The organism is Rhodanobacter sp. OR87 (assembly GCF_000473345.1).
Classification (GTDB): domain Bacteria; phylum Pseudomonadota; class Gammaproteobacteria; order Xanthomonadales; family Rhodanobacteraceae; genus Rhodanobacter; species Rhodanobacter denitrificans.
This window is the reverse complement of sequence record NZ_AXBJ01000001.1, coordinates 226049-249994: the sequence shown is the minus strand read 5'-3', so window position 1 is coordinate 249994 and position 23946 is coordinate 226049. Positions and strand designations below refer to the sequence as shown.

Below are 23946 nucleotides of genomic sequence, written 5' to 3'. Positions count from 1 at the left end.
TGTCGCGATGCCGCTCGACACCCGCCCCCTCGCCATCTTCCTGATGGGCCCCACCGCCTCCGGCAAGACCGCGCTGGCCTGCGGGCTGAGCGAGCAGTTTCCGCTGGGCCTGGTCAGCGTCGATTCGGCGCTGGTCTACCGCGGCATGGACATCGGCACGGCGAAACCCGACCCGGCGACGCTGGCGCGCCATCCGCATGCGCTGGTCGACATCCGCGATCCCGGCCAGCCGTATTCGGCGGCGGATTTCTGCGCTGACGCGCTGCCAGTGATGCAGCGGATCAGCGCGCAGGGCAGGGTGCCGCTGCTGGTCGGCGGTACCGGGCTGTATTTCCGCGCGTTGCAGCAGGGGCTGTCCGATTTGCCGGAAGCCGACCCGGCGACCCGCGCGCGACTGGCTGCCGAAGCGCGGCAACTCGGCTGGCCGGCCATGCATGCGCGGCTGGCGAGCCTCGATCCGGCCGCCGCCGGCCGAATCGGCTGCAACGACGTGCAGCGCCTGCAGCGCGCGCTGGAAGTGATCGAACTGACCGGCCGGCCGTTGTCCGAGCTGCAGCGCGGCGGTGCGGTGGCGCGTTTCCCGTGGCGCGTGCTCAAGCTGGCGCTGCTCCCGGCCGACCGGCGCGTGCTGCATGAGCGCATCGCGCGGCGTTTCGACGCGATGCTGGCGGAAGGTTTCCTGGACGAGGTGCGTGCGCTGCGGACGCGCGGCGACCTGCACGCCGACCTGCCGGCGATCCGCGCGGTCGGCTACCGGCAGGCGTGGGAACACCTGGATGGCCAGACCGATCCGGCCGAATTCCGCGAGCGCGCCATCTACGCCACCCGCCAGCTGGCCAAGCGGCAGATCACCTGGCTGCGCAGCGACTATGGCGCCCGCCTGTTCGACCCGGACCAGCCCGGCCCGGCCACCCGCGCCGCGGCGGCCGTTCGGCTGTTTCTGGACGGGCCGGGCGGTCTGGCGTCGCCAGCGTGACCCAGTGCACTTGCGCCGCGCAAAAATCTTCTTTCATCAAGTATTTGAAAGCAGCTAACATCTCGGTCATGTTGGACCGGGGCGCCACCGGCGTTTTTTCTCCGGTCTGTCCGTGGCAAGGGGAGAACAAGAAATGTCCAAGGGGCAGTCGTTGCAGGATCCGTTTCTGAATGCGTTGCGGCGCGAGCGCGTGCCGGTAGCCATCTATCTGGTCAACGGCATCAAGCTGCAGGGGACGGTCGAGTCGTTCGACCAGTTCGTGGTGTTGCTGCGCAACCAGGTGAGCCAGATGGTGTACAAGCACGCCATCTCCACCGTGGTGCCGAGCCGCAACGTTCGTATCGGCAATGGCCACGATGGCCATGAGGGCCACGAGCATCCGTCCGACACGTCGGTCGTTTCCGCCGACGCGGACGCTTGATAGAAGGGCAGCCCGCCCGCATGAAGTGGGTCTGCTCCTGAAGGATCACACCCACTAGTGTTCGATAGACAAAAGAAAGGCGATCGCGCCGTCCTGGTCCTGCCGCATTCGCGCGGTGAGGGCGATGCCGCGCGTCGTGCCGAGGAATTCGCCGAGCTGGTGAAGTCCGCCGGGGCCGAGGTGCTGGGCGTGATCAGCGCCCGCGTCGAGGATCCCAACCCGCGCTACTACATCGGCACCGGCAAGGCGGACGAGGTGGCCGAGGCGGCGCGTGCGCTGGAGGCCGACCTGGTGCTGGTCGACCACGTGCTGACCCCGGTGCAGGAACGCAACCTCGAAAAGCACCTGGGCATCCGCGTGGTCGACCGCGCCGGCCTGATCCTGGACATCTTCGCCCAGCGCGCCCGTTCGCACGAAGGCAAGCTGGAAGTGGAACTGGCCCAGTTGAAGCACCTGGCCACCCGGCTGGTGCGCGGCTGGACCCATCTGGATACCCAGCGCGGCGGTGCCATCGGCAACCGCGGTCCCGGCGAAACCCAGCTGGAAACCGACCGTCGCCTGCTCGGCGAGCGGGTCAAGATGCTCACCAAGCGGCTGGAAAAGGTGCAGACCCAGCGCGGCCAGCAGCGCCGCGCGCGGTTGCGCAACACGGTGCCGCGCGTAGCCCTGGTCGGCTACACCAACGCCGGCAAGTCGACCCTGTTCAATGCGCTGACCACCGGCGACGTCTACGCTGCCAACCTGCTGTTCGCCACGCTGGATCCCACCGTGCGCAAGCTGGAGGGTCTCAGCTGCGGCCCGGCCGTGCTGGCCGATACCGTCGGCTTCATCCGCGAGCTGCCGCATGACCTGGTCGCCGCGTTCCGCGCCACCCTGGCCGAGGCGCGCGACGCCGACCTCTTGCTGCACGTCAGCGACGCCGCCGACGAGGAGCGCGATCGCCTGCATCACGTGGTCGACAAGGTGCTGGAGGAAATCGACGCCGGCGACGTGCCGCAACTGCAGGTGATGAACAAGATAGACCTGGCCGGCGCCGAGCCGCGGATCGAGCGCGACGGCACCGGCAAGCCGGTGCGGGTCTGGCTGTCCGCCGCCAGCGGTGCCGGGCTGGACCTGCTGCGGCAGGCGCTGGGCGAACTGCTTGGCGGAGAGCGTGTGCAGTCGGCGCTGCAGCTGCCGCTGTCGGCTGGGCGCCTGCACGCGCGGCTCAAGGCCGCCGGCGCGATCAGCGGCGAGACGGTGGACGAGCACGGCTGGCAGCTGCACATCGACGCACCGCGCAGCGTGATCGCCCCGCTCAGCGGCGGCGACCCCACCGAGACCCGGTTGCTGCGCCAGTTGCTGGCCGTGGCGGAATGACGCCAGCGCACCGCGCGCGGCGCCTGCCGCGCTCTGCTAGAATCCCAGCTGTTTGCGCGGCCCCGAAAGACGGCCGGCGCAGCATTCCGACAGCCTTGGCTGAATCTCGTGTACAACCCGGTGCAAGGCGTGTTCCGGCCGTGGTTGCCGGCCTCCCGACGGCCCCTAGGAGACTGACTCGTGGCATGGAATGAACCCGGCAACAACGGGCAACGTGATCCGTGGAACAGGAATCGCCCGGGCGGCAAGTCGCCGCTGGACGATCTGCTCAACAACGCCAGGAAGCGCCTGGGCAAAATGGGACAGGGTCCCGGCAGCCTGCTCACCGGCGTGCTGGTGCTGCTCATCGTCGGCCTGCTGTTCAGCAGCTACACCATCATCGGCGCGCGCCAGGCCGGCGTAGTGCTGCGCTTCGGCGAGTATTCGCGCACCTTGCCGCCGGGCTTCCACCTGAAGCTGCCGCAGCCGATCGAGTCGGTCACCAAGGTCGAGGCCACGCGGATCCGCTCAGTCACCGACAAGGTGGCGATGTTGACCAAGGACGAAAACATCATCACGATCGACTTCACCGTGCAGTATCAGGTGGACGATTCGCGCAAGTACCTGTTCTCGCTGAACGACCCGGACGGCACCATCGGCGCCGCCGCCGAGGCCGCGGTGCGCTCGGTGATCGGCAGCAGCGACATGGACCAGATCCTGTCCGCCGCCGGCGCCAGCCTGGTCACCCAGGCGCAGGAGACCCTGCAGAAAACCTTGGATACCTACGACTCCGGCCTGCGCGTCACCGAGGTCAGCTTCCAGAACGTGGCACCGCCGAACGAGGTGAAGGACGCGTTCGACGACGTCAACAACGCCCGCGAGGACAAGCAGAGCATCGAGAACGCCGCCCTGGCCTACGCCAGCAAGGTGGTGCCGGTGGCGCGCGGCGATGCCGCGCGCATCGCCGCCGAGGCTGCCGGCTACAAGGCCGAGCGCGTAGCCCGGGCCACCGGTGACGCCGCCCGTTTCGACTTGCTGCTGAAGCAGTACAAGGCGGCGCCGGAAGTGACCCGCAAGCGGCTGTGGCTGGAAACGATGGAACAGGTGATGGCGAAGAACCCCAAGGTGATCGACGGCTCCAACGGCCGCAACATCATCAACCTGCCGACGCTGCAGGGTTCGCCGGCGGCGCAGCCTGAAGCGGGCGCCGTCGGTACGGTGGTGTCGCCACCGACCGGCAATGCAGCCGGCAAGGGGACGCAGCCATGATGAGGATCGGTTCCGCCATCGTCGCGCTCGTCGTCGTCCTGCTCGGCCTCAACAGCATGTTCGTGGTCAGCGAAGGGCATAGCGCGCTGCTGCTGCAGTTCGGCCGCATCGTGCGTACCGACTACCAGCCGGGGCTGCACTTCAAGCTGCCGGTGATCCAGCAGGTGATGCACTTCGACAAGCGCATCCTGTCGCTGGACGCGCCGCCGGAGCGCTACTTCACCTCCGAGAAGAAGAGCGTCAACGTCGACTTCTACGTGAAGTGGCGCGTCGCCGACAACGCCGCGTACTACCGCGCCACCGGCGGCGACCAGCTGCAGGCGGCACAGCGGCTGACCCCGATCGTGAAGGACGCGCTGCGCTTCGAGTTCAATGCGCGCACCTTGCCCGACCTGATCTCCGGCGGACGCAAGGACATCACCGAACGCGTGCGTGCGCAGACCGACGCCTCGGCGCGCAAGAACCTCGGCATCGCCGTGGTCGACGTGCGCATCAAGCGCATCGACCTGCCGAACGAGGTCAGCGAGTCGGTGTACAAGCGCATGCGCGCCGAGCGCCTGCAACTGGCCAACGAACTGCGCTTCACCGGCCAGGAATCGGCCGAGACGATCCAGGCCGACGCCGATCGCCAGGGCCAGGTGCTGCGCGCCGATGCCCAGCGCGACGCGGCCAAGGTGAAGGGCGAGGGCGACGCGGAAGCGGCTGCCATCTACGCGCAGGCGTACAACCAGGATCCGGAATTCTTCACCTTCTACCGCAGCCTGGCCGCATACCGCAGCTCATTCGAGGATGGCAAGGGCGTGCTGATCATGAAGCCCGACGACGAGTTCCTGCGCTACTTCGAACAGCCCGCGCAGAAACGCTGAGTCGACCCCGATGCACCAGCTGGCTGCCGCGTTGTGCCTGATGCTGGTGATCGAGGGCCTGCTGCTGTTCGCGGCACCGCAAGGCTGGCAGGCGATGGTGCGCGAGGCGCTGAAACTGCCGCCGCGCACCTTGCGGCTGTTCGGCGCCGGTGCGATGGTGACCGGCCTGGTGCTGTTGCAAATTTTTCATTGATACGTGTGGTCCCGCCCGACGGGACGCCACCAACCTGAGCGAGAACATCTCGGAGTAATGCAGCATGGGCAAGTCAGTAGTCATTCTGGGTGCGCAGTGGGGCGACGAGGGCAAGGGCAAGATCGTCGACCTGCTGACCGAGCGGGTCAGTGCGGTGGCGCGCTTCCAGGGCGGCCACAACGCTGGCCACACGCTGGTGATCAAAGGCAAGAAGACCGTGCTGCACCTGATTCCCTCGGGCATCCTGCGCGACGACGCGCTGTGCCTGATCGGCAATGGCGTGGTGCTGTCGCCGGCCGCGCTGATGACCGAAATCGCCGAGCTCGAAGCGAACGGCGTCGAGGTGCGTTCGCGCGTCAAGATCAGCCCGGCCACGCCGCTGATCATGCCGTACCACATCGCGGTGGATAAGGCGCGCGAGATCGCCGCCGGCGGCAAGGCGATCGGCACCACCGGCCGCGGCATCGGCCCGGCCTACGAGGACAAGGTCGCCCGCCGCAGCGTGCGCGTGGCCGACCTGATGTACCCGCACGAGCTGCCGGCGCTGCTGAAGACCGCCGTCGAGTACCACAACTTCATCCTCACCCAGTGGCTGAAGGCCGAGCCGGTCGACTACGACGCCGTGCTGAAGGATGCGCTGGCCTGGGGCGAGTACATCCGCCCGCTGGTCGACGACGTCGCCACCATCCTGCACGACGTGCGCAAGGACGGCGGCAACATCCTGTACGAAGGCGCGCAGGGCGCGCTGCTCGACATCGACCACGGCACCTATCCGTACGTCACCTCGTCCAACACCACCATCGGCGGCGCACTCGCCGGTACCGGCGTCGGCGTGGGCGACATCGACTACGTGCTGGGCATCTGCAAGGCCTACGCCACCCGCGTCGGCAGCGGTCCGTTCCCGACCGAGCTCAACGACGACATGGGCGAGCTGCTGCGCAAGAAGGGCAACGAGTTCGGTGCCAGCACCGGCCGCCCGCGCCGCTGCGGCTGGATCGACCTGGTCGCGCTCAAGCGCGCCACCCAGATCAACGGCATCAACGGCCTGGCCATCACCAAGCTCGACGTGCTCGATGGCCTGGACACGGTCAAGGTGTGCATCGCCTACGAATACCGCGGCAAGCGCCGCGAACTGGCCCCGCTTGATGCGGACGGCTGGGACGAGTGCAAGCCGGTCTACCTGGAATTCCCCGGCTGGCAGGAATCCACCGCTGGCATCCGCGACTGGAACCAGCTGCCGCCCGCCGCCCGTGCCTACCTGCGTGCGGTCGAGGAACTCTCCGGCTGCCGCCTGGCCCTGGTCGCCACCGGTGCCGACCGCGACGACACCATCGTGCTGGACGACCCGTTCGCGTAAACGTTGCCGCATCGTCGTCTCGTGAAACAGGCCCCGCATGTCGGGGCCTGTTTCGTTTGGTCGGGTGTTGGGGTTCGCTGGCGCTCACCCCAACCTACGGATTTACGGCGCTCGCGTAGGTTGGGGTGAGCGCCAGCGAACCCCAACATCACCCGCCACGCTCGCCATCAATCCCAACACGATCCGGATCACATCCCCAATCCGCCGTGACTGTTCCCTCACGGATATATCGGTGGATGGACGAATACGGCCAATCCCTCGCCTTGGCGACGTGACCGTGCTTCACCGGGTTGATGTGCACATAATCGACATGCCGTGCAAGGTCACTCTCATTGCGGATCTGGTGCTCCCAGAAGCGGCGTTGCCAGATGCCGCGTTCACCCTTGCGCAGCCGGGAGCCACGAATGGTTTCGCCATGTTCAATCGTGCGGGAAAAACTGGCCTTGATCAGTAGCCAGCGGGTAGAAAAGTCGGCGTCGCCCGGCGGCAATGTCCATACGGCATGCATGTGCTCGGGCAAGACCACCCACGCGACGATCTCGAACGGATGCCGCTGCTTTACCGTTAGTACTGCTTGACGAAGCGTGTCGATACGCTCGATCAGCAGGCGGCTGGAGCGGTCGGCCAGATTGACGGTAAAGAAATAGGTTCCGCCAGTGGCGCGGGCTCTTCGATAACGCATCGGGTCGTCCTTGGCGATGTGGGCGTTGGGGTTCGCTGGCGCTCACCCCAACCTACGCGGGTGGTTCCGCCTTCTATCTCGTGGGTTCCGCACGCTCGCCCACCGGCAGGTTGAGCGTTTCCTTGACCTCTTCCATCACGATGTAGCTTTTCGAGTCGCGCACGTTCGGCAGGGTCAGCAAGGTGTTGCCGAGCAGCTTGCGGTACGAGGCCATGCCCGAGATGCGCGCCTTGATCAGGTAATCGAACGCGCCGGAGACGAGGTGGCACTCCAGCACGTTGGGCAGGCGCAGCGCGGCGTTGCGGAATTCCTCGAAGATGTTGCCCGACTTGTAGGCCAGGCTGATCTCCACGAATACCAGCAGGCCGGCGCCGACCAGGTGCGGGTCGAGCCGCGCGTGATAGCCAGTGATCACGCCGTCGCGTTCCAGCCGGCGCACGCGCTCGGTGCACGGCGTGGTGGACAGGCCGACCCGCTCGCCCAGCTCGGTGAACGAGATCCGCCCCTCGTCCTGCAGCACGCGGAGGATCTTCCGGTCGATTTTGTCGAATTCCCGCCGCTTCACCGCCATGGGTTCACCAATGATTGCCAATTTGGCAGTGATTTTACCCATCAACATCGCAAAAGACAGAAAATAAGATTGGCCGATCGTTCCTATACTCGTCGGGATCATTCCTGCGGCTTGCCGCAGGCCAACCGGCGGAAGGGGGAGCGCGATGCGGGTACTGATTCTGGGCAGCGGCGTGATCGGCACGTGCAGTGCGTGGTACTTGGCGCGCGCCGGTTTCGAGGTGACCGTGGTCGATCGCGAAAGCGCGCCGGCCCGCGAGACCAGCTTCGCCAATGCCGGCCAGATCTCGCCCGGTTACGCCTCGCCGTGGGCCGCCCCGGGCGTGCCGCTGAAGGCCTTGAAGTGGCTGTTCATGCGCCACGCACCACTGGCGATCCGCCCCGGCCTCGACCCGCAGCAATACCTGTGGCTGCTGCAGATGCTGCGCAACTGCACCGCCAGCCGCTACGCGATCAACAAGGCGCGCATGGTGCGCCTGTCCGAATACAGCCGCGACTGCATGGACGAATTGCGCGCCGAAACCGGGCTGGATTACGAAGGCCGCCAGCTCGGCACCGTGCAGTTGTTCCGCACCCAGGCGCAGTTGGACGACGCGGCCAAGGACATCGCCGTGCTCAGGCAGTACGGCGTGCCGTACGAATTGCTCGACCGTGCCGGCATCGTGCGGGTGGAGCCGGCGCTGGCCGGGGTGGTCGGCCAGCTCAGCGGCGCGCTGCGCCTGCCGAACGACCAGACCGGCGACTGCGAGCTGTTCACCCGCCGGCTCGCCGCGCGGGCACAGGAGGCCGGCGTCGAGTTTCGTTTCGGCGCTACCGTGGAAAAACTCGAGCATGACGGCAGTCGCCTCACCGGCGTGCGCATCGATGGCCGCGTCGAACGCGCCGACCGCTACGTGCTCGCGCTGGGTAGCTACACGCCGCAATTGCTGGCGCCGCTGGGCATCCGCCTGCCGGTGTACCCGCTGAAGGGTTACTCGCTGACCCTGCCGATCACCGACCCGGCGATGGCGCCCACCTCGACCATCCTCGACGAAACCTACAAGGTGGCGGTGACCCGCTTCGACCAGCGCATCCGCGTCGGCGGCATGGCCGAGGTCTCCGGCTTCGACCTGTCGCTGTCGCCGCGCCGCCGCGCCACCCTGGAAAAAGTGGTCGGCGACCTGTACCCGCACGGTGGCGACCTGAGCCAGTCCACGTTCTGGACCGGCCTGCGCCCGGCCACCCCGGACGGCACGCCGGTGGTCGGCGCCACCCGGCTGGACAACCTCTACCTCAACACCGGCCACGGCACCCTGGGCTGGACCATGGCCTGCGGTTCCGGCCGCTACCTGGCCGACCTGATCGCGGGACGCAAACCGCAGATCAGCCGCGAGGGCCTGGACATCTCGCGCTACAGTACGCGCCCGACCGCGGGAGTCCCTGCCTGATGCGCCCGGCACGTGCCCTGATCGACCTGGCCGCCCTGCGCCACAACTACCGCCTTGCGCGCGAGCTGGGCGGACGCAAGGCGCTGGCCGTGGTCAAGGCCGACGCCTACGGTCACGGTGCCGTGCGCTGCGCGCAGGCACTGGAAGGCGAAGCCGACGGTTTCGGGGTGGCCTGCATCGAGGAGGCACTGGAACTGCGCGAGGCCGGCATTCGCGCCCCGATCCTGCTGCTGGAAGGTTTCTTCGAAGCCGACGAACTGGCGCTGATCGACGCCCACGACCTGTGGTGCGTGGTGCAGGCCGAGTGGCAGATCGACGCGATCGAACGCGCACGCCCGAGCAAACCGTTCACGCTCTGGCTGAAGCTCGATTCGGGCATGCACCGGCTCGGCCTCGCCGCGGCGGACTACCGCGCCAGCCTGCAACGCCTGCAGGCCATGCCGCAGGTGCGCGAGGTAGTGGCGATGACCCACTTCGCCCGCGCCGACGAGCTGGACTGCGAGCGCACCGACGAGCAACGCGCGCTGTTCCACCAGGTGTGCGACGAGCTGCACTTGCCCGCCAGCCTCAGTAATTCCCCCGCGCTGCTCGGCTGGCCCAGCGCACAGGGCGAGTGGGCGCGGCCGGGCCTGATGCTGTACGGCGCCACGCCGTTCGCCGGCCCGCATCCGGTCGCCGACCGCCTGCAACCGGTGATGACGGTGACCTCGAAGGTGATCGGCGTGCGCGAGCTGGCGGCAGGCGAACCGATCGGCTACGGCGCGCGCTTCGTCACACGGCGCCCCAGCCGCATCGGCGTCGTCGCGATGGGCTACGCCGACGGCTACCCGCAGTTTGCCCCCAACGGCACTCCGGTCAGCATCGACGGCCGGCCCGGTGAACTGGTCGGCCGCGTGTCGATGGACATGCTCACCGTCGACCTCACCGACCATCCCGCCGCCGGCCTCGGCAGCCGCGTCGAGCTGTGGGGCGGGCAGGTGCCGGTCGGCGAACTGGCTGCGCACAGCGAAGGCAGCGCCTACCAGCTGCTGTGCGGCCTGAAGCGCGTGCCGCGCAGCTACGTCGGCGAGTGAATGCTTCCCGCTGCCTGCAGGAGGGCAGCAGGTAAGGTTCCTGACCTTCGGCACGTCCAGCCCCGATCTCGCCCCCTGCGACCCACCGCGGCCACCATCGCGCGATGGAACCAATCAGGGGGAACGCCATGACCGCACTCACCGACCGCTTCAGCCGCGCCGTCGACTACGCCCGCATCGCCCACGCCACGCAATGCCGCAAGGGTTCGAACATCCCGTACCTCTACCACCTGCTCGGCGTGGCCAGCCTGGTGATCGAGTTCGGCGGCAACGAAGACCAGGTCATCGCCGGCCTGCTGCACGACACCATCGAGGATGGCGGCGCCGAGCATGAAGCAACCATCCGCGCGCAGTTCGGCGACGCCGTCGCCAACATCGTCAAGGACTGCACCGACGGCACCGCCGAAGGCAAGGCCAGCCACACCGACGCCGAGGCCAAACGCCGCGACTGGATCGAACGCAAGCTCGCCTACCCTCGTGCAGCAGGCAGGCAGCAACAGCAAGGAGCAATTCGCCAACTCGCCCGACCTCAAGCACGCGCTGATGCACGCCATCATGGATGCGCTGGAAGCACACTCCAGCATGAGCACCCAGGCACTTGGCTCCGAACGCGTACGTGATGGACTGAAAGACATTCTGCTGGGGCCGGCGCAGTTGTATGAGGCGCTGCGGGCCAAGTCGCAAGGCGGGACGATGGCGCCGTAGCTGATGGATTTGCCGGGTCAACGAAGGAGCCCCCGCTTGCGGGGGCTCCTGGTTTCTGCGGTGCTGCTGGCTCAGTGCTGTTGTGCATTCGCGCCGGCGCCGGCATCGCCATCGGCCTGCGCCGAGGTGGAGATGCCATCGCGGGCCGAACCACGCGCGCTGGCCTGGCCGCCGGCCCGGCCGCTGGCGTTGGCCGCGCCGCGGGTGCCGGAGGTCGAGCCGGCGTCGGCGTTTGCGTTGCCATTGGCTGCGCCCGCGCCCGACACGTCGATCGTCTTGTCCCCGGCGCCGCGCACGGCGTTGGACGTCGGCGACAGCAGGCGCGGTTGCGGGGTCGCGGCGTTACCCGACGGCTGGCGTGCGGTGTTCGCGCCGGCCGAGCTTGCCTGCGACGCGCGGCTGGCCGCGTTCGTGCCGAGCGAGCCGGCGGTCTGCGTCGACCGGTCGCCGGTAGCGGTGGCCTGGTGGGCGGAACTCAGGCCGGCAGCGGCCGAGCCTTCGGCCACACCCTCGGCATTCGCGGAGGCGTTGCTGGCCGCGTCCTGCACGCGGTTCAGTGCGCCTTGGGTTCCGCGTTTGGCCGTCGAGACGGCTGAACGCGTCCGGCTGGTGGCCTGGCCTGCGGCACCGGTCGCGGCGTCGCGCGTGCCCGAAGCGTCGACGGCGCCGGTCGCGGACGAGCCCAGGTCGCCAGCGCCACCCAGCGCAGCCTGGTTGCCGGCGGTGCCGGCGTTGGCACCGGCCGCACCGGTGAGGCCGGCGGCGGCGTCGGCGGCCGCCGGGCCGTTCACCTGGCGGGCGGTCTGGCCGGCGGTGTTCGTCGCCGCAGCGGCGGTCGCCGCGGCGCGCTGGCGCAGGCGCTCGGCGCGCCGTTCGGCAGCGCGCGTGTTGATGTCGGGGCCATGGAGGCCACCCATGCCGCTCGCGGAGCCGTCGATGCGGCCGCCCACCTGGCCCATCGTGGAGTTGATCGGGCCGCTCAGGCCGCCGGCGATGCCGCCGCCGAGCGAGCCGCCGCCCAGCACCTGGGCATGCGCCGGGACCATCGCGGCCAAGGCAAGCGCGCCGGCGAACAGGGCGGTGTTGAGGGTTTTGTGGTTGAGGGTCGTGTTGCGCATGGTGGGACCTCCTGCCTGCGGCCGATCCGCGGCTTCCGGGGTCCTGTACGCCGGTGCCAGGACGATCCTTCCATCGCGGCGGGTTGCGGTCGGGTTTTGTTCAGGTTCAGGGCGACAACAGGCCGTAGCCGTAGCGCGGGTCGTGGCCCGGGGCGCCCAGCGGGCGGGCCTCGCCGATCAGTTGCTGCTGCACCTGCGCCGCGGCGCCCGCGTGGGGGGCGTCCAGCAGCTGGGCGGCTTTTCGCGCCACGATCGGCGCCGCGAACGAGGTGCCGCGCAGCGCGTTGCGGCCGCTGCCGAGCACGCCGGATGCGCAGAAATCCACCTGGTCGCCGCTGCCGGATTCGGGCAGCGCGCGGTCGTGCGCGTCGACACCGCCGACGCCGATCACGCCGGGGTAGGACGCGGGAAACAGCGGCGGTGCCGCGGGACCGTCGTTGCCGACCGCGCTGACCAGCACGTGGCCGCGCGCGATCATCGCCTGCACCGCGCGCGCGAGCACCGGGTTGTCGGGGCCGACCAGGCTGATGTTGATCACCGCCACGTGCTCGCGCGCCATCCATGCCAGCGCGTCGACGAGGTTCGAGGTGGCGCCGCCGACCGCGTCGCCGCACCACAGGTCGGCGGCGTACAGCGTGTCCGGGTCGCCGGCGACGAGGCGGGCGGCGACCGCGGTGCCGTGTCGCGATGCGGTGGCCGTCTGGCAGCCATGCGGTTCGATGCGTGCGTGTGCCAGCGCGGGATCGCGCGGGTCGACGCCGCCATCGACCAGGCCCACGCGTCGCGTCGGTGCGCTGGACGACGGGGGCGCCGAGTTGGTCGCGCGAGCCACGTCGCCATGGCCCGCGGGCAGGTAGAGGTGCTGGTAGGTGAAGGTCGCGTCCGGTGCGGCCCGCTGCAAGGCGCGCCTGGCTCTGGCCGTACTGCGGTTGTGGGTGTCGTGCAGCACCACGAAGTCCAGGCCCAGCGTCGCGTCCGCCGGCGTCTCGCGATCCACCACGAAACCGCTCGCCTGCACAGCGTCGCGTTGCGCGGTCGACAGGCCCATCGCGAGAAATTCGCCGCGCAGGATCGGTGCGCCGTGGGGATCGACGTCGACGCGCCGCGGCTCGCTGCGTCGCAGCGCGTCGATCTGCAGTTTTCGCGTGAGGGCCAGTGGCCCGCGCAACAGATCGTCCACGCTGCGCAGGGGCGAGGCGGGAACCATGCCGGGCAGGCCCACGCCAGGGACCTGTACGTTCGGCAGACCCTGCACCGGACCGAGCACCTGTGCCTGTGCCGGCGTCGCGCTCACCATGGCAAGCGCGATGGCCAGCAACGGAACGAGCGTGGCGAATGGACGGCGCAAGGGCATGGCCAACGGCCTCGGGAGCAACGGGGGCGGATGCTAGCATGGGCCTGCTTTACGCCCTCGAACTGCGCCGATGCGCGCGAGGGAAGGAATCCTCCCCTCCGGACGTAATGGAAGGTGATGCGTGAATGCGAGCGACGCCGTGCGCGAAGGACTGATCCCGCTGTTGCCGCGCCTGCGCCGCCTGGCGCGGGCGCTGGCAGGGCAGGTCGCCGACGCCGATGACCTGGTGCAGATCGTGCTGGAACGTGCACTGGCCCGCGCCGCGCAGTGGCGGCCGGATGCCGCGCTGGACAAGTGGGTGTTCGCGATCGCGCGCAACGCTTGGCGCGACGAGTTGCGCGCACGCGGCAGGACGCAGCATCTGTTCGCGCCCGAGGAGGCCGGCGAGATGGCCGCCGACCGCGCCAGCGCACAGCCCGCGCAGCAGCTGGAACTGGCGATGGCGCTGGCGGCGTTGCCGCCGGACCATCGCGAAGTGGTGGCCCTGGTGCTGGTCGAGGGCATGTCCTACGGCGAGGCCGCCGAGCTGCTGGAGGTGCCGGTGGGCACCGTCACCAGCCGCCTGGCCCGCGCCCGCGCCACCTTGCAGGCCCATCTTGGGAAAGACGCATGAACCCGATCGACGACGACACCTTGCAGGCTTACGTGGACGGCGAACTCGACGCGGCCGGCGTCGCGCGCATCGACGCCGCGCTGGTGCAGGACGATGTGCTGGCCCGCCGCGTCAGGCAGATGCAGGCGCTGAATGCGCAGCTGCATGCCGCGTTCGACCCGGTGCTGGACGAACCGGTTCCCGCGCGCCTGTCCGCCCGGCTGCAGCCGCAGGCCACGCCGACGGCTCCGCTCACGCTGCTGGCGGGCGGCCGTGGCGCGGATGCCACCCGCCGCCGTGCGCCTCGCCGCTGGTTGATGCCGGGTGCCGCGCTGGCGGCGTCGATCACCCTGCTTGCCGTCGGCCTGTGGTGGTGGCACGCCGGCAATGAACTGGTACGCATGCGGAACGGCGAGCCCTATGCTACCGGCGTCCTCGGCCAGGCGCTCGACCAGGCGCTGGCGAGCGAGCCGGATGCGCATGCCCCGGTCGCGATCGGCCTGAGTTTCCGCGCTGCCGACGGGCAGGTCTGCCGCACCTTCACCGTCCGCACGCCGCCGGCGCGCGCCGGCTTGGCCTGTCGCGCGACGGCAGGCTGGGCGCTGCCCGTGCTGGGTCCGTCGGTTCCGGCCGAAGGCGGCGAGTTGCGCCAGGCGGCGAGCAGCCTGCCGCCCGCGGTGCAGGCCGCGGTCGATGCCCGCTTGCGCGGCAATGTCTTCGACGCGCAGCAGGAGCGCGCCGCACGCGCGGCAGGCTGGCGCTGAAGGCGCGGGGCATCGCGGCGCACCTGTGCTGCCATGGCGGCGACGCGTCGCGGCTCAACGCCCTCTGACGGAATCGGCCTCGCGCATGCAGCGGCCGAACGCGACGTTGCGAAGGCCGACGCCGGTGCTGTCCAGCGCATACGCCGGGGAAACGGCGGCACGGACCCTGCAGTTGCGCTCGGCATGCAGGTGCTGCGCGTCGCGGTCGATGGGTTGCGAGGCACAGGCGGCAAGGCACAGGCCGGCCAGGCCGGCAATCGTCAGCTTCAGCATGATGGGTTTTCCGAGGTGGTCGGTTTGGGGTCGCGCAGCTCGTGCATGACGAGCCGCACGCGGGCTTACATGTTGCGGAACAGCGCCATGAAGGGCTGGCTCACGGTGAGGGTTTCGGGGCGTTGTCTGAGACGCACGGTGCCCTTGCCGCTGTCGTCGCGGACGATGGAGGCAATCGCTTTCAGGTTGACTATGGTGGAGCGGTGGATCTGCTTGAACACGGCCGGGTCGAGCTGCTCCAGCAGTTCGCGGATCGGCTTGCGCAGCAATGCTTCGCCGTCGGCGGTCATCGCCACGGTGTACTTGTGGTCGGCGCGGAAGTAGGCGACGTCGTCCACCATGATGAGCCGCGTCTCGCGGCCGGTGCCTGCGGTGATCCAGGTGAGCGGCGGCGCGGCACCGGTCTGCGCGCCGCCTTGCGCCAGCTCGCGCAGCAGCAGGGCGAGGTCGCCGCGCGCGGTCTGGCCGGCGCTGGCGCGGCGCTTCAGCCGTTCGACGGTGGCGGCCAGGCGCTCGACGACGATGGGCTTGAGCAGGTAGTCGATCGCGCCGCGCTCGAAGGCGTCGATGGCGTACTGATCGTAGGCGGTGGTGAATACCACCTGCGTGGCGGGGCTGGCTTCGGACGCCGCCGCGGCCACTTCCAGGCCGCTCAGACCGGGCATGCGGATATCGAGGAAGGCCACGTCCGGTTGCTGCGCGGCGATCGCGTCGAGCGCGTCGGCGCCGTTCTCACAGTCGGCGACCACGTCCAGTTCCGGCCACACCTCGCTGAGCAGGCGGCGCAGTGCATCGCGCAGCAGCGGCTCGTCCTCGGCGATCACAGCCCGGCTCATGGGCGCGGCTCCGCGGCGATCAGTGCCATCTGTTGCGCTGGCACGGTGAGCGTGGCGGCCACACCTTCCGGCACGTTGGCCACCACGGCCAGCGAGGCGCGCGGGCCGTACACGAGCTGCAGGCGTTCGCGCACGTTCTTCAGACCGATGCCGGTGCCACCGCCGGCCGCGCCGAAGCCCTGGCCGTCGTCGGCCACCGTGACCGCCACGCTGTCGCCGTCGCGGCGGGCGAGGATCCACACCGTGCCGCCGCCGGGCTTGGGTTCCAGTCCGTGCTTGATCGCGTTCTCCACCAGGGTCTGCAGCATCATCGGCGGTAGCGTGACGGCACGCAGCGCGTCGGGCACTTCGATCCTCAGCTCCAGTCGCGCGCCCATGCGGATCTTCAGGATTTCGAGGTAGGCGCGGGCGCGCTCCAGCTCTTCGCCGAGCGTGGACAGCGTTTCCTCCGCACTTGGCAGCGAGTGGCGCAGGTACTGGATGAGGTGACCGAGCATGCGGTCGGCCTGCGCCGGCTCGCTGCGCGTGAGGTACTGCGCGCTGGCCAGCGTGTTGTAGAGGAAGTGCGGCTCCACCTGCGCGTGCAGCAGGTTGAGCCTGGCCTGCGCCAGTTCCTTGTCGGTGGCGGCCTGGGTGGCGGCCTGCTGTTCGCGGCGGCGACATTCGGCCACGCGGCGGGCGAGGGCGCGGGAGATCGCCTCGGCGTTGACCAGGTTGGTGCCGTCGTCCACGCGGAACCAGTCGGTCCACGCGCCGCTTTCCGGTTCGCATACCAGGGTGACGCTGCCGGTGCCGTCGCTGGGCGTTACCGTGGCGAAGATCTGGTTGCGCCGGCTGCCCAGCCAGCTGAACGGGTTGAGCCAGCCGAGTACGGCGCGGCCGTAGGGACTGGGATGGCGCACCTTGGCGCGCACCTGCAGGCTGTCGCGGGCGCTCTCGATTTCCTCGGTGTGGGGCAGTTCGCGGATCGCCGCGTCCAGCATGTCGAACGCTTCGCCGGCCTCGAACGGCAGCTCGATCTGGCGGCGCTGGCGGTTGCCCAGCGTGTCCAGGTTCACCTGCCCGGCGATCAGGCGCACGCGCCGCAGGTGGGAGAACGCACCGGTGACCACCAGTGCCAGCACCACGGCGACGATGATTTCCGGCAGCGGTTGCATGCTGCGGAACGGGCCGCTGTTGGCCATCAGGGTGAAAACGAAGGTCAGCGCCAGCAGCCAGGCGACGACCAGGCGCGCCACGAAGAAGAAGCCCTTGATCACGTCGATGTCCCCAATGGTGAAGCGTTGGGAAGCGAGCATAGCCGCCAATCCTGCGCCTTTTGCGGGCCGTGCGACCAAGGCGGAAGCGAAAGGCATGGAACGGCGGAAACGCCGCATGAAGCGCAGGCAGCGCGTCGGTTCGACATGACCTGCGGCCATGCCGGTCATGTCACTGGCGATGCCTGCGGGCGGCGCCGCATGGACGCCGCGCGCCGCCGTGTCTCATGTCGCCGGTTCGTGCCGGGCGCCGCGCTGGCTGCGGTGGCCGTGCGGTGGTGGCGGCCCGGTGGCGAGACATGGTGCGCATGCAGGGCGGCCAGCCGTCGCGCGTCGTTCCCGCCATCGTGGCGGACAACGGGTCACGAGCGGGACGTTGACCCGTACTTCGCAGCCGCGCCGCTACCGTCGGGACGAACGGCCGGGTACGTCGGGTTGCGCCCGGCGCTGGCCGGCGTCGCCGAAAACCATCGAATGGCCGCCCCGTCTCGCCAGGAGGAACCATCCATGTCCGATGAAAATGCCAAGAAGCCGGCCGACCACGTCGTCGACACGGTGGCGCAGCTCAAGGAGATGCGACATTACTCGAAGAACAACGTGGAAGCGTTGACCGCGGCGTGGCTGCTGTTCGACGGCGAATTGTCCAGGCTCGGGCAGGCGGACAAGCTCGCCGACCTGATGGACCGCCAGGGGCAGTTGCACGAGGCGCTGGAAAAGACGATTGCCGATCTGGAGGAAGTGCTGGCGAAGATGCAGCCCGAGCCGGAAGAGTAGGTCGCCGCACGGTATCCGGTGGCGACGCACGCGCCGCCCGTCTGACGCGCCGATGGCCTGATATATATTTGGCGCGGGCCAGGCGTTGTGCAGGCCGCAAGTTTACGGGGCGGCGAGATGGTGGCTATCGAAAACAGGCTGGAGTCCGACAGCGCCGTCTACAAGACGCTGCTGGAATCGACCCGGGCGATCCCGTGGAAGATCGACTGGGACAGCAAGCAGTTCGCCTACATCGGGCCGCAGATCGAGGCGCTGCTGGGCTGGGCGCCGTCGAGCTGGGAGAGCGTGGGCGACTGGGCCAGCCGCATGCACCCGGAAGACCGCGAGTGGGTGGTGGATTTCTGCGTGGCGCAGTCGCAGGCGGGGGTGGACCACGAGGCCGACTATCGCGCGCTGACCCGCGACGGCCACTACGTGTGGATCCGCGACGTGGTGCACGTGGTGCGCCGGCCCGACGGCACGGTCGATTCGCTGATCGGCTTCATGTTCGACATCAGCGAGCGCAAGCGCACCGAGCAGCAGCTGGTCAGCCTGCAGAAGGAGATGGAGGAGCTTTCCTTCCGCGACGGCCTGACCGGGGTCGCCAACCGGCGGCGCTTCGACGCGGTCATCGAGCTCGAATGGAGCAATGCGCGGCGCAACCGGCAGCCGCTGTCGCTGCTGATGATCGACATCGACTATTTCAAGCAGTACAACGACCGCTACGGCCACCTGGAGGGCGACGCCTGCCTGAAGCACGTGGCGCGGGTGCTGGGGTCGGCGGCCACGCGCGCGCGCGACCTGCCGGCCCGCTTCGGCGGCGAGGAGTTCGTGCTGGTGCTGCCGGAAACCGACCAGGCCGCCGCGCACAAGCTGGCCGAGCGCTGCCACGAGCTGATCTTGGCCGAGCAGATCCCGCACGAGTGGTCCCCGATCGGCCCCATACTGACGATCAGCGTCGGCGTGGGCAGCGCGATCCCGGGCCACGACGACGAGTTGCGGGCATTCATCGACATGGTGGACAAGCGGCTGTACCAGGCCAAGCAGCAGGGCCGCAACCGCATCGTGGCAGGGTAACCCCGGGCGTTCCGACATCTCGCGAAGGCGTGCCCATGGAGATCGACATGCGCAGGATCATCTTTTTCGCGGCGCTCGCCGTTTCGGTGCTGCCGGTTTTTGCAGCGGCCCAGTCCTACGCCGGTGCCAAGGCGTTGGCCGATCGTGACGAGGCATCCGTGTCGAAGGCCCAGTCGGGTGCGCTTCTCGCATCGCAGGGGGCGGCCATCGACCGGATCGTCCCGCTGTGTGAACGGGCCATGGGGCCGGCGGGCATGCCCCCGTTCGTGGTCGTGGTGGAGTTGGACGCGGCCGGCAAGATCGTCGCGACATGGCGCGAGGGCAACTCTGATTTCGCCGTCTGTTTCGAAAAGCAGCTGGGCACGCTCTCGCTGTTCGTCCCGCCGCGGGCGCCGTTCTACACCTCGTTCGAGATGAGCATGTCGGCGGGCGACTGACGCCGGCGCGCCGCGGAAAACGAAAAGGCCCCGCAGGCGGGGCCTTTTCGTGCCGCGCCGAAGCGCGGATGGCTATGCCTCGGCTTCTTCCTTGTACGCATCCACCGGGATGCACGCGCACTGGATGTGCTTGTCGCCGTAAACGTTGTCGACGCGGGCCACCGGCGGCCAGTACTTCTGCAGCTTCAGGCTGGCCAGCGGGAAGGCGGCCAGTTCGCGCGGGTAGGCGTGGGTCCACTCGCTGGCGCTGACCATGGTGGCGGTGTGCGGGGCGTTCTTCAGCGGGTTGTCCTCGCGGTCCAGCTTGCCTTCCTCGATCGCACGGATCTCGTCGTGGATCTGGATCATCGCGTCGATGAAGCGGTCCAGCTCGACTTGCGACTCGCTTTCGGTCGGTTCCACCATCAAGGTGCCGGACACCGGGAAGCTCAGCGTCGGTGCGTGGAAGCCGAAGTCGATCAGCCGTTTGGCCACGTCCTCGGCGCCGATGCCGGTGGCGTCCTTGAGCGGGCGCAGGTCGAGGATGCACTCGTGCGCCACTAGCCCGTTGCGGCCGGTGTACAGCGTGGGGTAGTGCGCCGCCAGCCGCTTGGCGATGTAGTTGGCGTTGAGCAAGGCGACCTGGGTGGCCTTGCGCAGGCCCTGCTGGCCCATCATGGCGATGTACATCCAGCTGATCGGCAGGATGCTGGCGCTGCCGAACGTGGCGGCGCTGACCATGCCTGCGGCGCGGCCCTCGCCGAGCTTCTTCGGCAGGAACGGGGCAAGGTGCGACTTCACCGCGCACGGGCCGACACCGGGGCCGCCGCCGCCGTGCGGGATGCAGAAGGTCTTGTGCAGGTTCAGGTGCGACACGTCCGAGCCCCACTTGCCGGGCTTGGCCACGCCGACCAGTGCGTTCATGTTGGCGCCGTCGGTGTACACCTGGCCGCCGTGCGCGTGCACGATCTCGCAGATCGCCACGATGTCTTCCTCGAACACGCCATGCGTGGACGGGTAGGTGATCATCAGCGCGGCGAGACGATCCGAATATTTCTCGGCGGCGCGACGGATGTCCTCGACGTCGACGTTGCCGTTGGCGTCGCACTTGGTCACCACCACCGTCATGCCGCACAGGTGGGCGGAGGCCGGGTTGGTGCCGTGGGCGGATTCGGGGATCAGGCAGATGTCGCGGTGCGCGTCGCCGCGCGAGCGGTGATACGCGCGGATCGCCAGCAGGCCGGCGTACTCGCCCTGCGCGCCGGAGTTCGGCTGCAGGCTCACCGCGTCGTAGCCGGTACATTCGACCAGCATCGCTTCCAGGCCGTCGATCAGTTCCTTGTAGCCCTGCGCCTGCGTGGCCGGCGCCAGCGGATGGATGTTGGCGAATTCCGGCCAGGTGATCGGGATCATCTCGGCGGTGGCATTGAGCTTCATGGTGCAGCTGCCCAGCGGGATCATCGTGCGATCCATCGCCAGGTCCTTGTCGGCCAGCGCGCGCATGTAGCGCAGCAGTTCGTGCTCGCTGTGGTGCGTGTTGAACACCGGGTGGGTGAGGAAGGCGCTCTTGCGCAGCAGCGTGCGTGGCAGCGCGTCGTGGACTTCGGCATCGAGCGCGTCGATGTCGAGCTCGGCACCGAACAAGCCCGCCAGTGCGACGACGTCGGCGCGGGTGGTGGTCTCGTCCAGGCTGATGCCGAGGCTGTCGGCGCCCAGTTCGCGCAGGTTGATGCCGGCCGCGTGGGCCTTGGCATGGACCGTGGCGGCATCGATACCGGTGACGTGCAGCGTGTCGAAGAAATCGCCGCCCACCTTCACGCCGGCCCGACGCAGTGCGACGGTCAGGATCGCGGCCAGGCGATGCGTGCGGCGCGCGATGCGGGTGAGCCCGCTGGGGCCGTGGTAGACCGCGTACATGCTCGCCATCACCGCCAGCAGCACCTGCGCGGTGCAGATGTTGGAGGTGGCCTTCTCGCGGCGGATGTGCTGCTCGCGCGTCTGCAGGGTGAGGCGGTAGGCAGCCTTGCCTTCGGTGTCGATCGACACGCCGATCAGGCGGCCCGGCATCGAGCGTTTGTACGCGTCGCGGCAGGCCATGAAGGCGGCGTGCGGGCCGCCGAAGCCGAACGGCACGCCGAAGCGCTGCGAGTTGCCCACCACGATGTCCGCGCCCCATTCGCCGGGTGCGGCGATCAGGGTTAGCGCGAGCAGGTCGGTGGCCACCGCGACCAGGCCGCCGCGTGCGTGCACGGCATCGGCGATCGCCTGGTAATCGTTGATGCTGCCGAAGGTGTCCGGGTACTGCAGCAGCACGCCGAACGCCTGGGTGCCCGCCGCATCGCTGTCCGCGCCGACCACCAGTTCGATACCCAGCGGCTCGGCGCGCGTGCGCACCACTTCCAGCGTCTGCGGGTGCACGCCGCTGGACACGAAGAACACGTTCGACTTCGACTTGCACGAGCGCTTGGCCAGGGTCATCGCCTCGGCCGCGGCGGTGGCTTCGTCCAGCAGCGAGGCGTTGGCGATCTCCATCCCGGTGAGGTCGGCGCACATGGTCTGGAAGTTGATCAGCGCCTCCATGCGGCCCTGCGAGATCTCCGCCTGGTACGGCGTGTAGGCGGTGTACCAGGCCGGGTTTTCCAGGATGTTGCGCAGGATGACGTTCGGCGTGTGGGTGCCGTAGTAGCCCTGGCCGATGAAGCTGCGGAACACTTTGTTCTTGTCCGCAATCGCGCGGATTTTTGCCAGCGCGTCCTCTTCGGTGATCGCCTCCGGCAACGCCAGCGGGGCGGCGGACTTGATCGTGCCGGGGACGATCGCGTCGGTCATCGACTCCAGCGAATCGTGGCCGATCACGCGCAGCATCTGCGCGATCTCGGCGTCGTCCGGACCGATGTGGCGCTCGATGAACGCGCCGTGGTGTTCGAGGTCGCGCAGGGAAGGAGTGGGGTTGTGGCTCATGACTGGGCATCCGAAGACAACGTGCCGTGCCGCACGTGGGGCGCCCCTCTGTCCTTTTGCCTGAGAGTTTGGAAGCGCGATGGCTGCGCTTCGTGCCCCTTCGGCGCCGGATTCAACCGGTCTCTCCAGAGTGTTCGCACATGATGGTATGGGAGCCTGAGCGATTACGGGCGTTGCGTCTTCGGCAGCGGCACGTGCCCGGTCAAGGGCCGCCCGCTTCTCCCACCATGCGTTTACCGCGGCGATTATACAGGGGGATCCGGGGCGTGTTGCAGCCCGCGGGGCAGGGTTCAGGGAGCCTCGGTCGCCGGCCCGCGCTATGCTCGGGTACCCACCCCCAACCTGCCCGCGCCCCATGATCCGTATCGGTGAAATCGACCACGTGGTGCTGCGTGCCATCGACGTCGCAGCCATGCAACGCTTCTACTGCGATGTGCTCGGCTGTCATGAAGAACGCCGGCAGGACGAGATCGGCCTGGTGCAGCTGCGTGCCGGTACCTCGCTGATCGACCTGGTGGCCATCGACGGCAAGCTCGGCCGCCACGGCGGCGCCGCGCCGAGCAGGGAAGGCCACAACATGGATCACCTGTGCCTGCGCGTGGAGGACTACGACGAGGCAGCGATTCTGGCGCACCTGAAGGCACATGGCGTGCGCATCGGCGAGCTGGGCTCGCGCTACGGCGCGAAAGGCGAGGGCCCGTCGATCTACCTGTACGACCCGCAGGGCAACATGGTTGAGTTGAAGGGGCCGGCAGCGTCGGCTGCGCAGTGACGCCGGGCGCCTGATTCCCGCCACCTCCCGCCTCAGCCATCGGCCCAGACCGCACTAATGATCTGCCAGCGTCCATCGATCTTCAGCAAACTGATGAAATCGACGTAGCGCGCCTCGCCCAGCGTGGCATCAAGTTTCGCCATCGCCGCGGTGCCAGCCTGGTCCACCGACACGATGCGCCAGTTCGGCCCCCTGGGGTGGGTTGGGCGTCGTGCCTCGTAGCGGCCAATGGCTTCGGCGATGGAGTCGGCGCTCATCTGCCCGTCGACCAGGGTGTAATAGACCGCACGCGGATGATGGGTGATGGTCAACAGTCCGCCGTCGCTGTCGACGCTAGCGTCGATCTTGCGTTGCAGTACGGTGCGGATCTCGGCGAGGTCGTCCGCTGAAATGGCCGGCGGATGGTCGCCCTTCATGGCGATCGAAAAAGTCTTGTTGACGACGCGCCAACGACCTTCCGCGTGCAAGAGCAGCAGGTAGTCGGTGAAGACACGGTCAGGGAGGTCGCTGCGCAGCTTGACCATGGCCACATCGTGATCCACCTGCAGGTCTTCGATGGCGCTCGAGAAGGCGTGCTGCGCTCCCTGCTGCTCGATGGCGTGGCGCCATTCCGGCTGGGTCAGTGATTGCAGCCGTCCGTTGGCGTCCACCCAGAACAGGTTCGCCGAGCCGTGGAAGACCTGCTTCAGCGATTCCGGCCGGGCGCTTTCCAGCGCCTGCACATACGTGGTGGCCATCGCCCGGATATGGGAGTGGTCGGTGACTGTGGCATCGAGGGGCTGGATCAAGGTCATAGCCAGGAGGCCGAGCAGCTTGAACATGGGCGTTCTCCAGTGGGTGGCAAAAGCATGCGATCCCCACGGCATCGGGTCCAATTCAATATTTGTTACATTGATT

Annotated in this window: 24 protein-coding genes, 1 pseudogene and 1 riboswitch; of the genes and pseudogenes, 16 read left to right on the top strand and 9 right to left on the bottom strand. The window is 68.6% G+C overall.

The annotated features are described in order from the left end of the window. The first annotated feature begins 7 nt into the window (after window positions 1-7). From miaA to RHOOR87_RS0101085, 7 genes are all read left to right on the top strand, one after another. Entirely contained in the window at window positions 8-976 is a 969-nt protein-coding gene (gene miaA / locus RHOOR87_RS0101115; protein WP_027483985.1) for a tRNA (adenosine(37)-N6)-dimethylallyltransferase MiaA, read from the top strand. Between the two features lie 133 nt (window positions 977-1109). After that, entirely contained in the window at window positions 1110-1397 is a 288-nt protein-coding gene (gene hfq / locus RHOOR87_RS0101110) for an RNA chaperone Hfq (RefSeq protein ID WP_027483984.1), read from the top strand. A gap of 57 nt (window positions 1398-1454) precedes the next feature. Further along, on the top strand, window positions 1455-2756 hold the full coding sequence (hflX, locus tag RHOOR87_RS0101105; protein ID WP_027483983.1) for a ribosome rescue GTPase HflX: 1302 nt from the start codon (window positions 1455-1457) through the stop codon (window positions 2754-2756). 180 nt (window positions 2757-2936) lie between these two features. After that, window positions 2937-4004 (top strand): FtsH protease activity modulator HflK, encoded by a 1068-nt coding sequence (hflK, locus tag RHOOR87_RS0101100; RefSeq protein WP_027483982.1) that lies wholly within the window; start codon window positions 2937-2939, stop codon window positions 4002-4004. After that, window positions 4001-4870: a protease modulator HflC gene (gene hflC, locus RHOOR87_RS0101095; protein ID WP_027483981.1), complete on the top strand. Its 870-nt coding sequence runs from the start codon at window positions 4001-4003 to the stop codon at window positions 4868-4870. The genes hflK and hflC overlap by 4 nt, the downstream gene beginning before the upstream one ends. Before the next feature lie 10 nt (window positions 4871-4880). Next, window positions 4881-5063, top strand: coding sequence for a DUF2065 domain-containing protein (locus tag RHOOR87_RS0101090; RefSeq protein WP_007509848.1), 183 nt, complete (start codon window positions 4881-4883; stop codon window positions 5061-5063). A gap of 64 nt (window positions 5064-5127) precedes the next feature. Then, window positions 5128-6420: an adenylosuccinate synthase gene (locus tag RHOOR87_RS0101085; protein ID WP_027483980.1), complete on the top strand. Its 1293-nt coding sequence runs from the start codon at window positions 5128-5130 to the stop codon at window positions 6418-6420. 148 nt (window positions 6421-6568) lie between these two features. Here the strand turns inward: RHOOR87_RS0101085 and RHOOR87_RS0101080 are convergent, their stop codons facing one another. Both RHOOR87_RS0101080 and RHOOR87_RS0101075 read right to left on the bottom strand, forming a co-directional pair. Then, window positions 6569-7102, bottom strand: a complete 534-nt coding sequence (locus tag RHOOR87_RS0101080) for a transposase (protein ID WP_027483979.1) — start codon at window positions 7100-7102, stop codon at window positions 6569-6571. A 73-nt stretch (window positions 7103-7175) separates the two neighbouring features. Next, window positions 7176-7673 carry a winged helix-turn-helix transcriptional regulator gene (locus RHOOR87_RS0101075; RefSeq protein ID WP_007509842.1) on the bottom strand — a complete coding sequence of 166 codons (498 nt, stop codon included), beginning with the start codon at window positions 7671-7673 and terminating at the stop codon, window positions 7176-7178. A gap of 145 nt (window positions 7674-7818) precedes the next feature. Here RHOOR87_RS0101075 and RHOOR87_RS0101070 point away from each other — a divergent pair, with 145 nt between their 5' ends. The 3 genes and pseudogenes from RHOOR87_RS0101070 to RHOOR87_RS18900 form a co-directional block, all read left to right on the top strand. Next, the gene (locus tag RHOOR87_RS0101070) at window positions 7819-9099 is read left to right on the top strand and encodes a D-amino acid dehydrogenase (protein WP_027483978.1); all 1281 of its coding nucleotides are present in this window, start codon (window positions 7819-7821) and stop codon (window positions 9097-9099) included. After that, window positions 9099-10172 (top strand): alanine racemase, encoded by a 1074-nt coding sequence (gene alr, locus RHOOR87_RS0101065; RefSeq protein WP_027483977.1) that lies wholly within the window; start codon window positions 9099-9101, stop codon window positions 10170-10172. The genes RHOOR87_RS0101070 and alr overlap by 1 nt, the downstream gene beginning before the upstream one ends. Window positions 10173-10300: 128 nt before the next feature. Next, window positions 10301-10645: pseudogene (locus tag RHOOR87_RS18900) on the top strand (HD domain-containing protein); the annotation flags it as partial. Window positions 10646-10948: 303 nt separating this feature from the next. Here the strand turns inward: RHOOR87_RS18900 and RHOOR87_RS0101055 are convergent. After that, window positions 10949-11995, bottom strand: a complete 1047-nt coding sequence (locus RHOOR87_RS0101055) for a hypothetical protein (RefSeq protein WP_027483976.1) — start codon at window positions 11993-11995, stop codon at window positions 10949-10951. A gap of 106 nt (window positions 11996-12101) precedes the next feature. Continuing rightward, window positions 12102-13349 (bottom strand): S8 family serine peptidase, encoded by a 1248-nt coding sequence (locus RHOOR87_RS0101050; RefSeq protein WP_027483975.1) that lies wholly within the window; start codon window positions 13347-13349, stop codon window positions 12102-12104. A gap of 121 nt (window positions 13350-13470) precedes the next feature. Here RHOOR87_RS0101050 and RHOOR87_RS0101045 point away from each other — a divergent pair, with 121 nt between their 5' ends. Beyond that, window positions 13471-13962, top strand: coding sequence for an RNA polymerase sigma factor (locus RHOOR87_RS0101045; RefSeq protein WP_007508641.1), 492 nt, complete (start codon window positions 13471-13473; stop codon window positions 13960-13962). After that, complete coding sequence (locus RHOOR87_RS0101040) at window positions 13959-14705, top strand: hypothetical protein (RefSeq protein WP_007508638.1); 747 nt, start codon at window positions 13959-13961, stop codon at window positions 14703-14705. Before RHOOR87_RS0101045 ends, RHOOR87_RS0101040 begins: the two co-directional genes overlap by 4 nt. A gap of 54 nt (window positions 14706-14759) precedes the next feature. On the opposite strand, the gene RHOOR87_RS0101035 is transcribed toward RHOOR87_RS0101040, so the two are convergent. From RHOOR87_RS0101035 to RHOOR87_RS0101025, 3 genes are all read right to left on the bottom strand, one after another. After that, complete coding sequence (locus RHOOR87_RS0101035; protein WP_007508636.1) at window positions 14760-14978, bottom strand: hypothetical protein; 219 nt, start codon at window positions 14976-14978, stop codon at window positions 14760-14762. 65 nt (window positions 14979-15043) lie between these two features. Then, complete coding sequence (locus RHOOR87_RS0101030) at window positions 15044-15814, bottom strand: LytTR family DNA-binding domain-containing protein (RefSeq protein WP_007508635.1); 771 nt, start codon at window positions 15812-15814, stop codon at window positions 15044-15046. Further along, window positions 15811-17112: a histidine kinase gene (locus tag RHOOR87_RS0101025; RefSeq protein ID WP_007508633.1), complete on the bottom strand. Its 1302-nt coding sequence runs from the start codon at window positions 17110-17112 to the stop codon at window positions 15811-15813. The genes RHOOR87_RS0101030 and RHOOR87_RS0101025 overlap by 4 nt, the downstream gene beginning before the upstream one ends. A 465-nt stretch (window positions 17113-17577) precedes the next feature. Between RHOOR87_RS0101025 and RHOOR87_RS0101020 the strand changes: the two genes are divergently transcribed. The 3 genes from RHOOR87_RS0101020 to RHOOR87_RS0101010 all read left to right on the top strand — a co-directional run bounded on the left by RHOOR87_RS0101020 (window position 17578) and on the right by RHOOR87_RS0101010 (window position 19337). Then, window positions 17578-17844: a hypothetical protein gene (locus RHOOR87_RS0101020; protein ID WP_007508632.1), complete on the top strand. Its 267-nt coding sequence runs from the start codon at window positions 17578-17580 to the stop codon at window positions 17842-17844. Window positions 17845-17961: 117 nt separating this feature from the next. Continuing rightward, on the top strand, window positions 17962-18900 hold the full coding sequence (locus RHOOR87_RS0101015) for a sensor domain-containing diguanylate cyclase (RefSeq protein WP_007508630.1): 939 nt from the start codon (window positions 17962-17964) through the stop codon (window positions 18898-18900). Between the two features lie 35 nt (window positions 18901-18935). Then, a complete protein-coding gene (locus RHOOR87_RS0101010) occupies window positions 18936-19337 on the top strand; it encodes a hypothetical protein (RefSeq protein WP_007508628.1) in 402 nt (133 codons plus the stop codon). 72 nt (window positions 19338-19409) lie between these two features. Here RHOOR87_RS0101010 and gcvP read toward each other — a convergent pair whose 3' ends face one another. Further along, complete coding sequence (gene gcvP / locus RHOOR87_RS0101005) at window positions 19410-22277, bottom strand: aminomethyl-transferring glycine dehydrogenase (protein ID WP_007508627.1); 2868 nt, start codon at window positions 22275-22277, stop codon at window positions 19410-19412. Between the two features lie 38 nt (window positions 22278-22315). Next, window positions 22316-22416, bottom strand: a riboswitch (glycine riboswitch). A 216-nt stretch (window positions 22417-22632) separates the two neighbouring features. Between gcvP and RHOOR87_RS0101000 the strand changes: the two genes are divergently transcribed. Beyond that, the gene (locus RHOOR87_RS0101000) at window positions 22633-23049 is read left to right on the top strand and encodes a VOC family protein (protein WP_007508625.1); all 417 of its coding nucleotides are present in this window, start codon (window positions 22633-22635) and stop codon (window positions 23047-23049) included. Between the two features lie 32 nt (window positions 23050-23081). Here the strand turns inward: RHOOR87_RS0101000 and RHOOR87_RS0100995 are convergent, their stop codons facing one another. Beyond that, entirely contained in the window at window positions 23082-23870 is a 789-nt protein-coding gene (locus RHOOR87_RS0100995; protein ID WP_007508624.1) for a nuclear transport factor 2 family protein, read from the bottom strand. Window positions 23871-23946 lie beyond the last annotated feature (76 nt).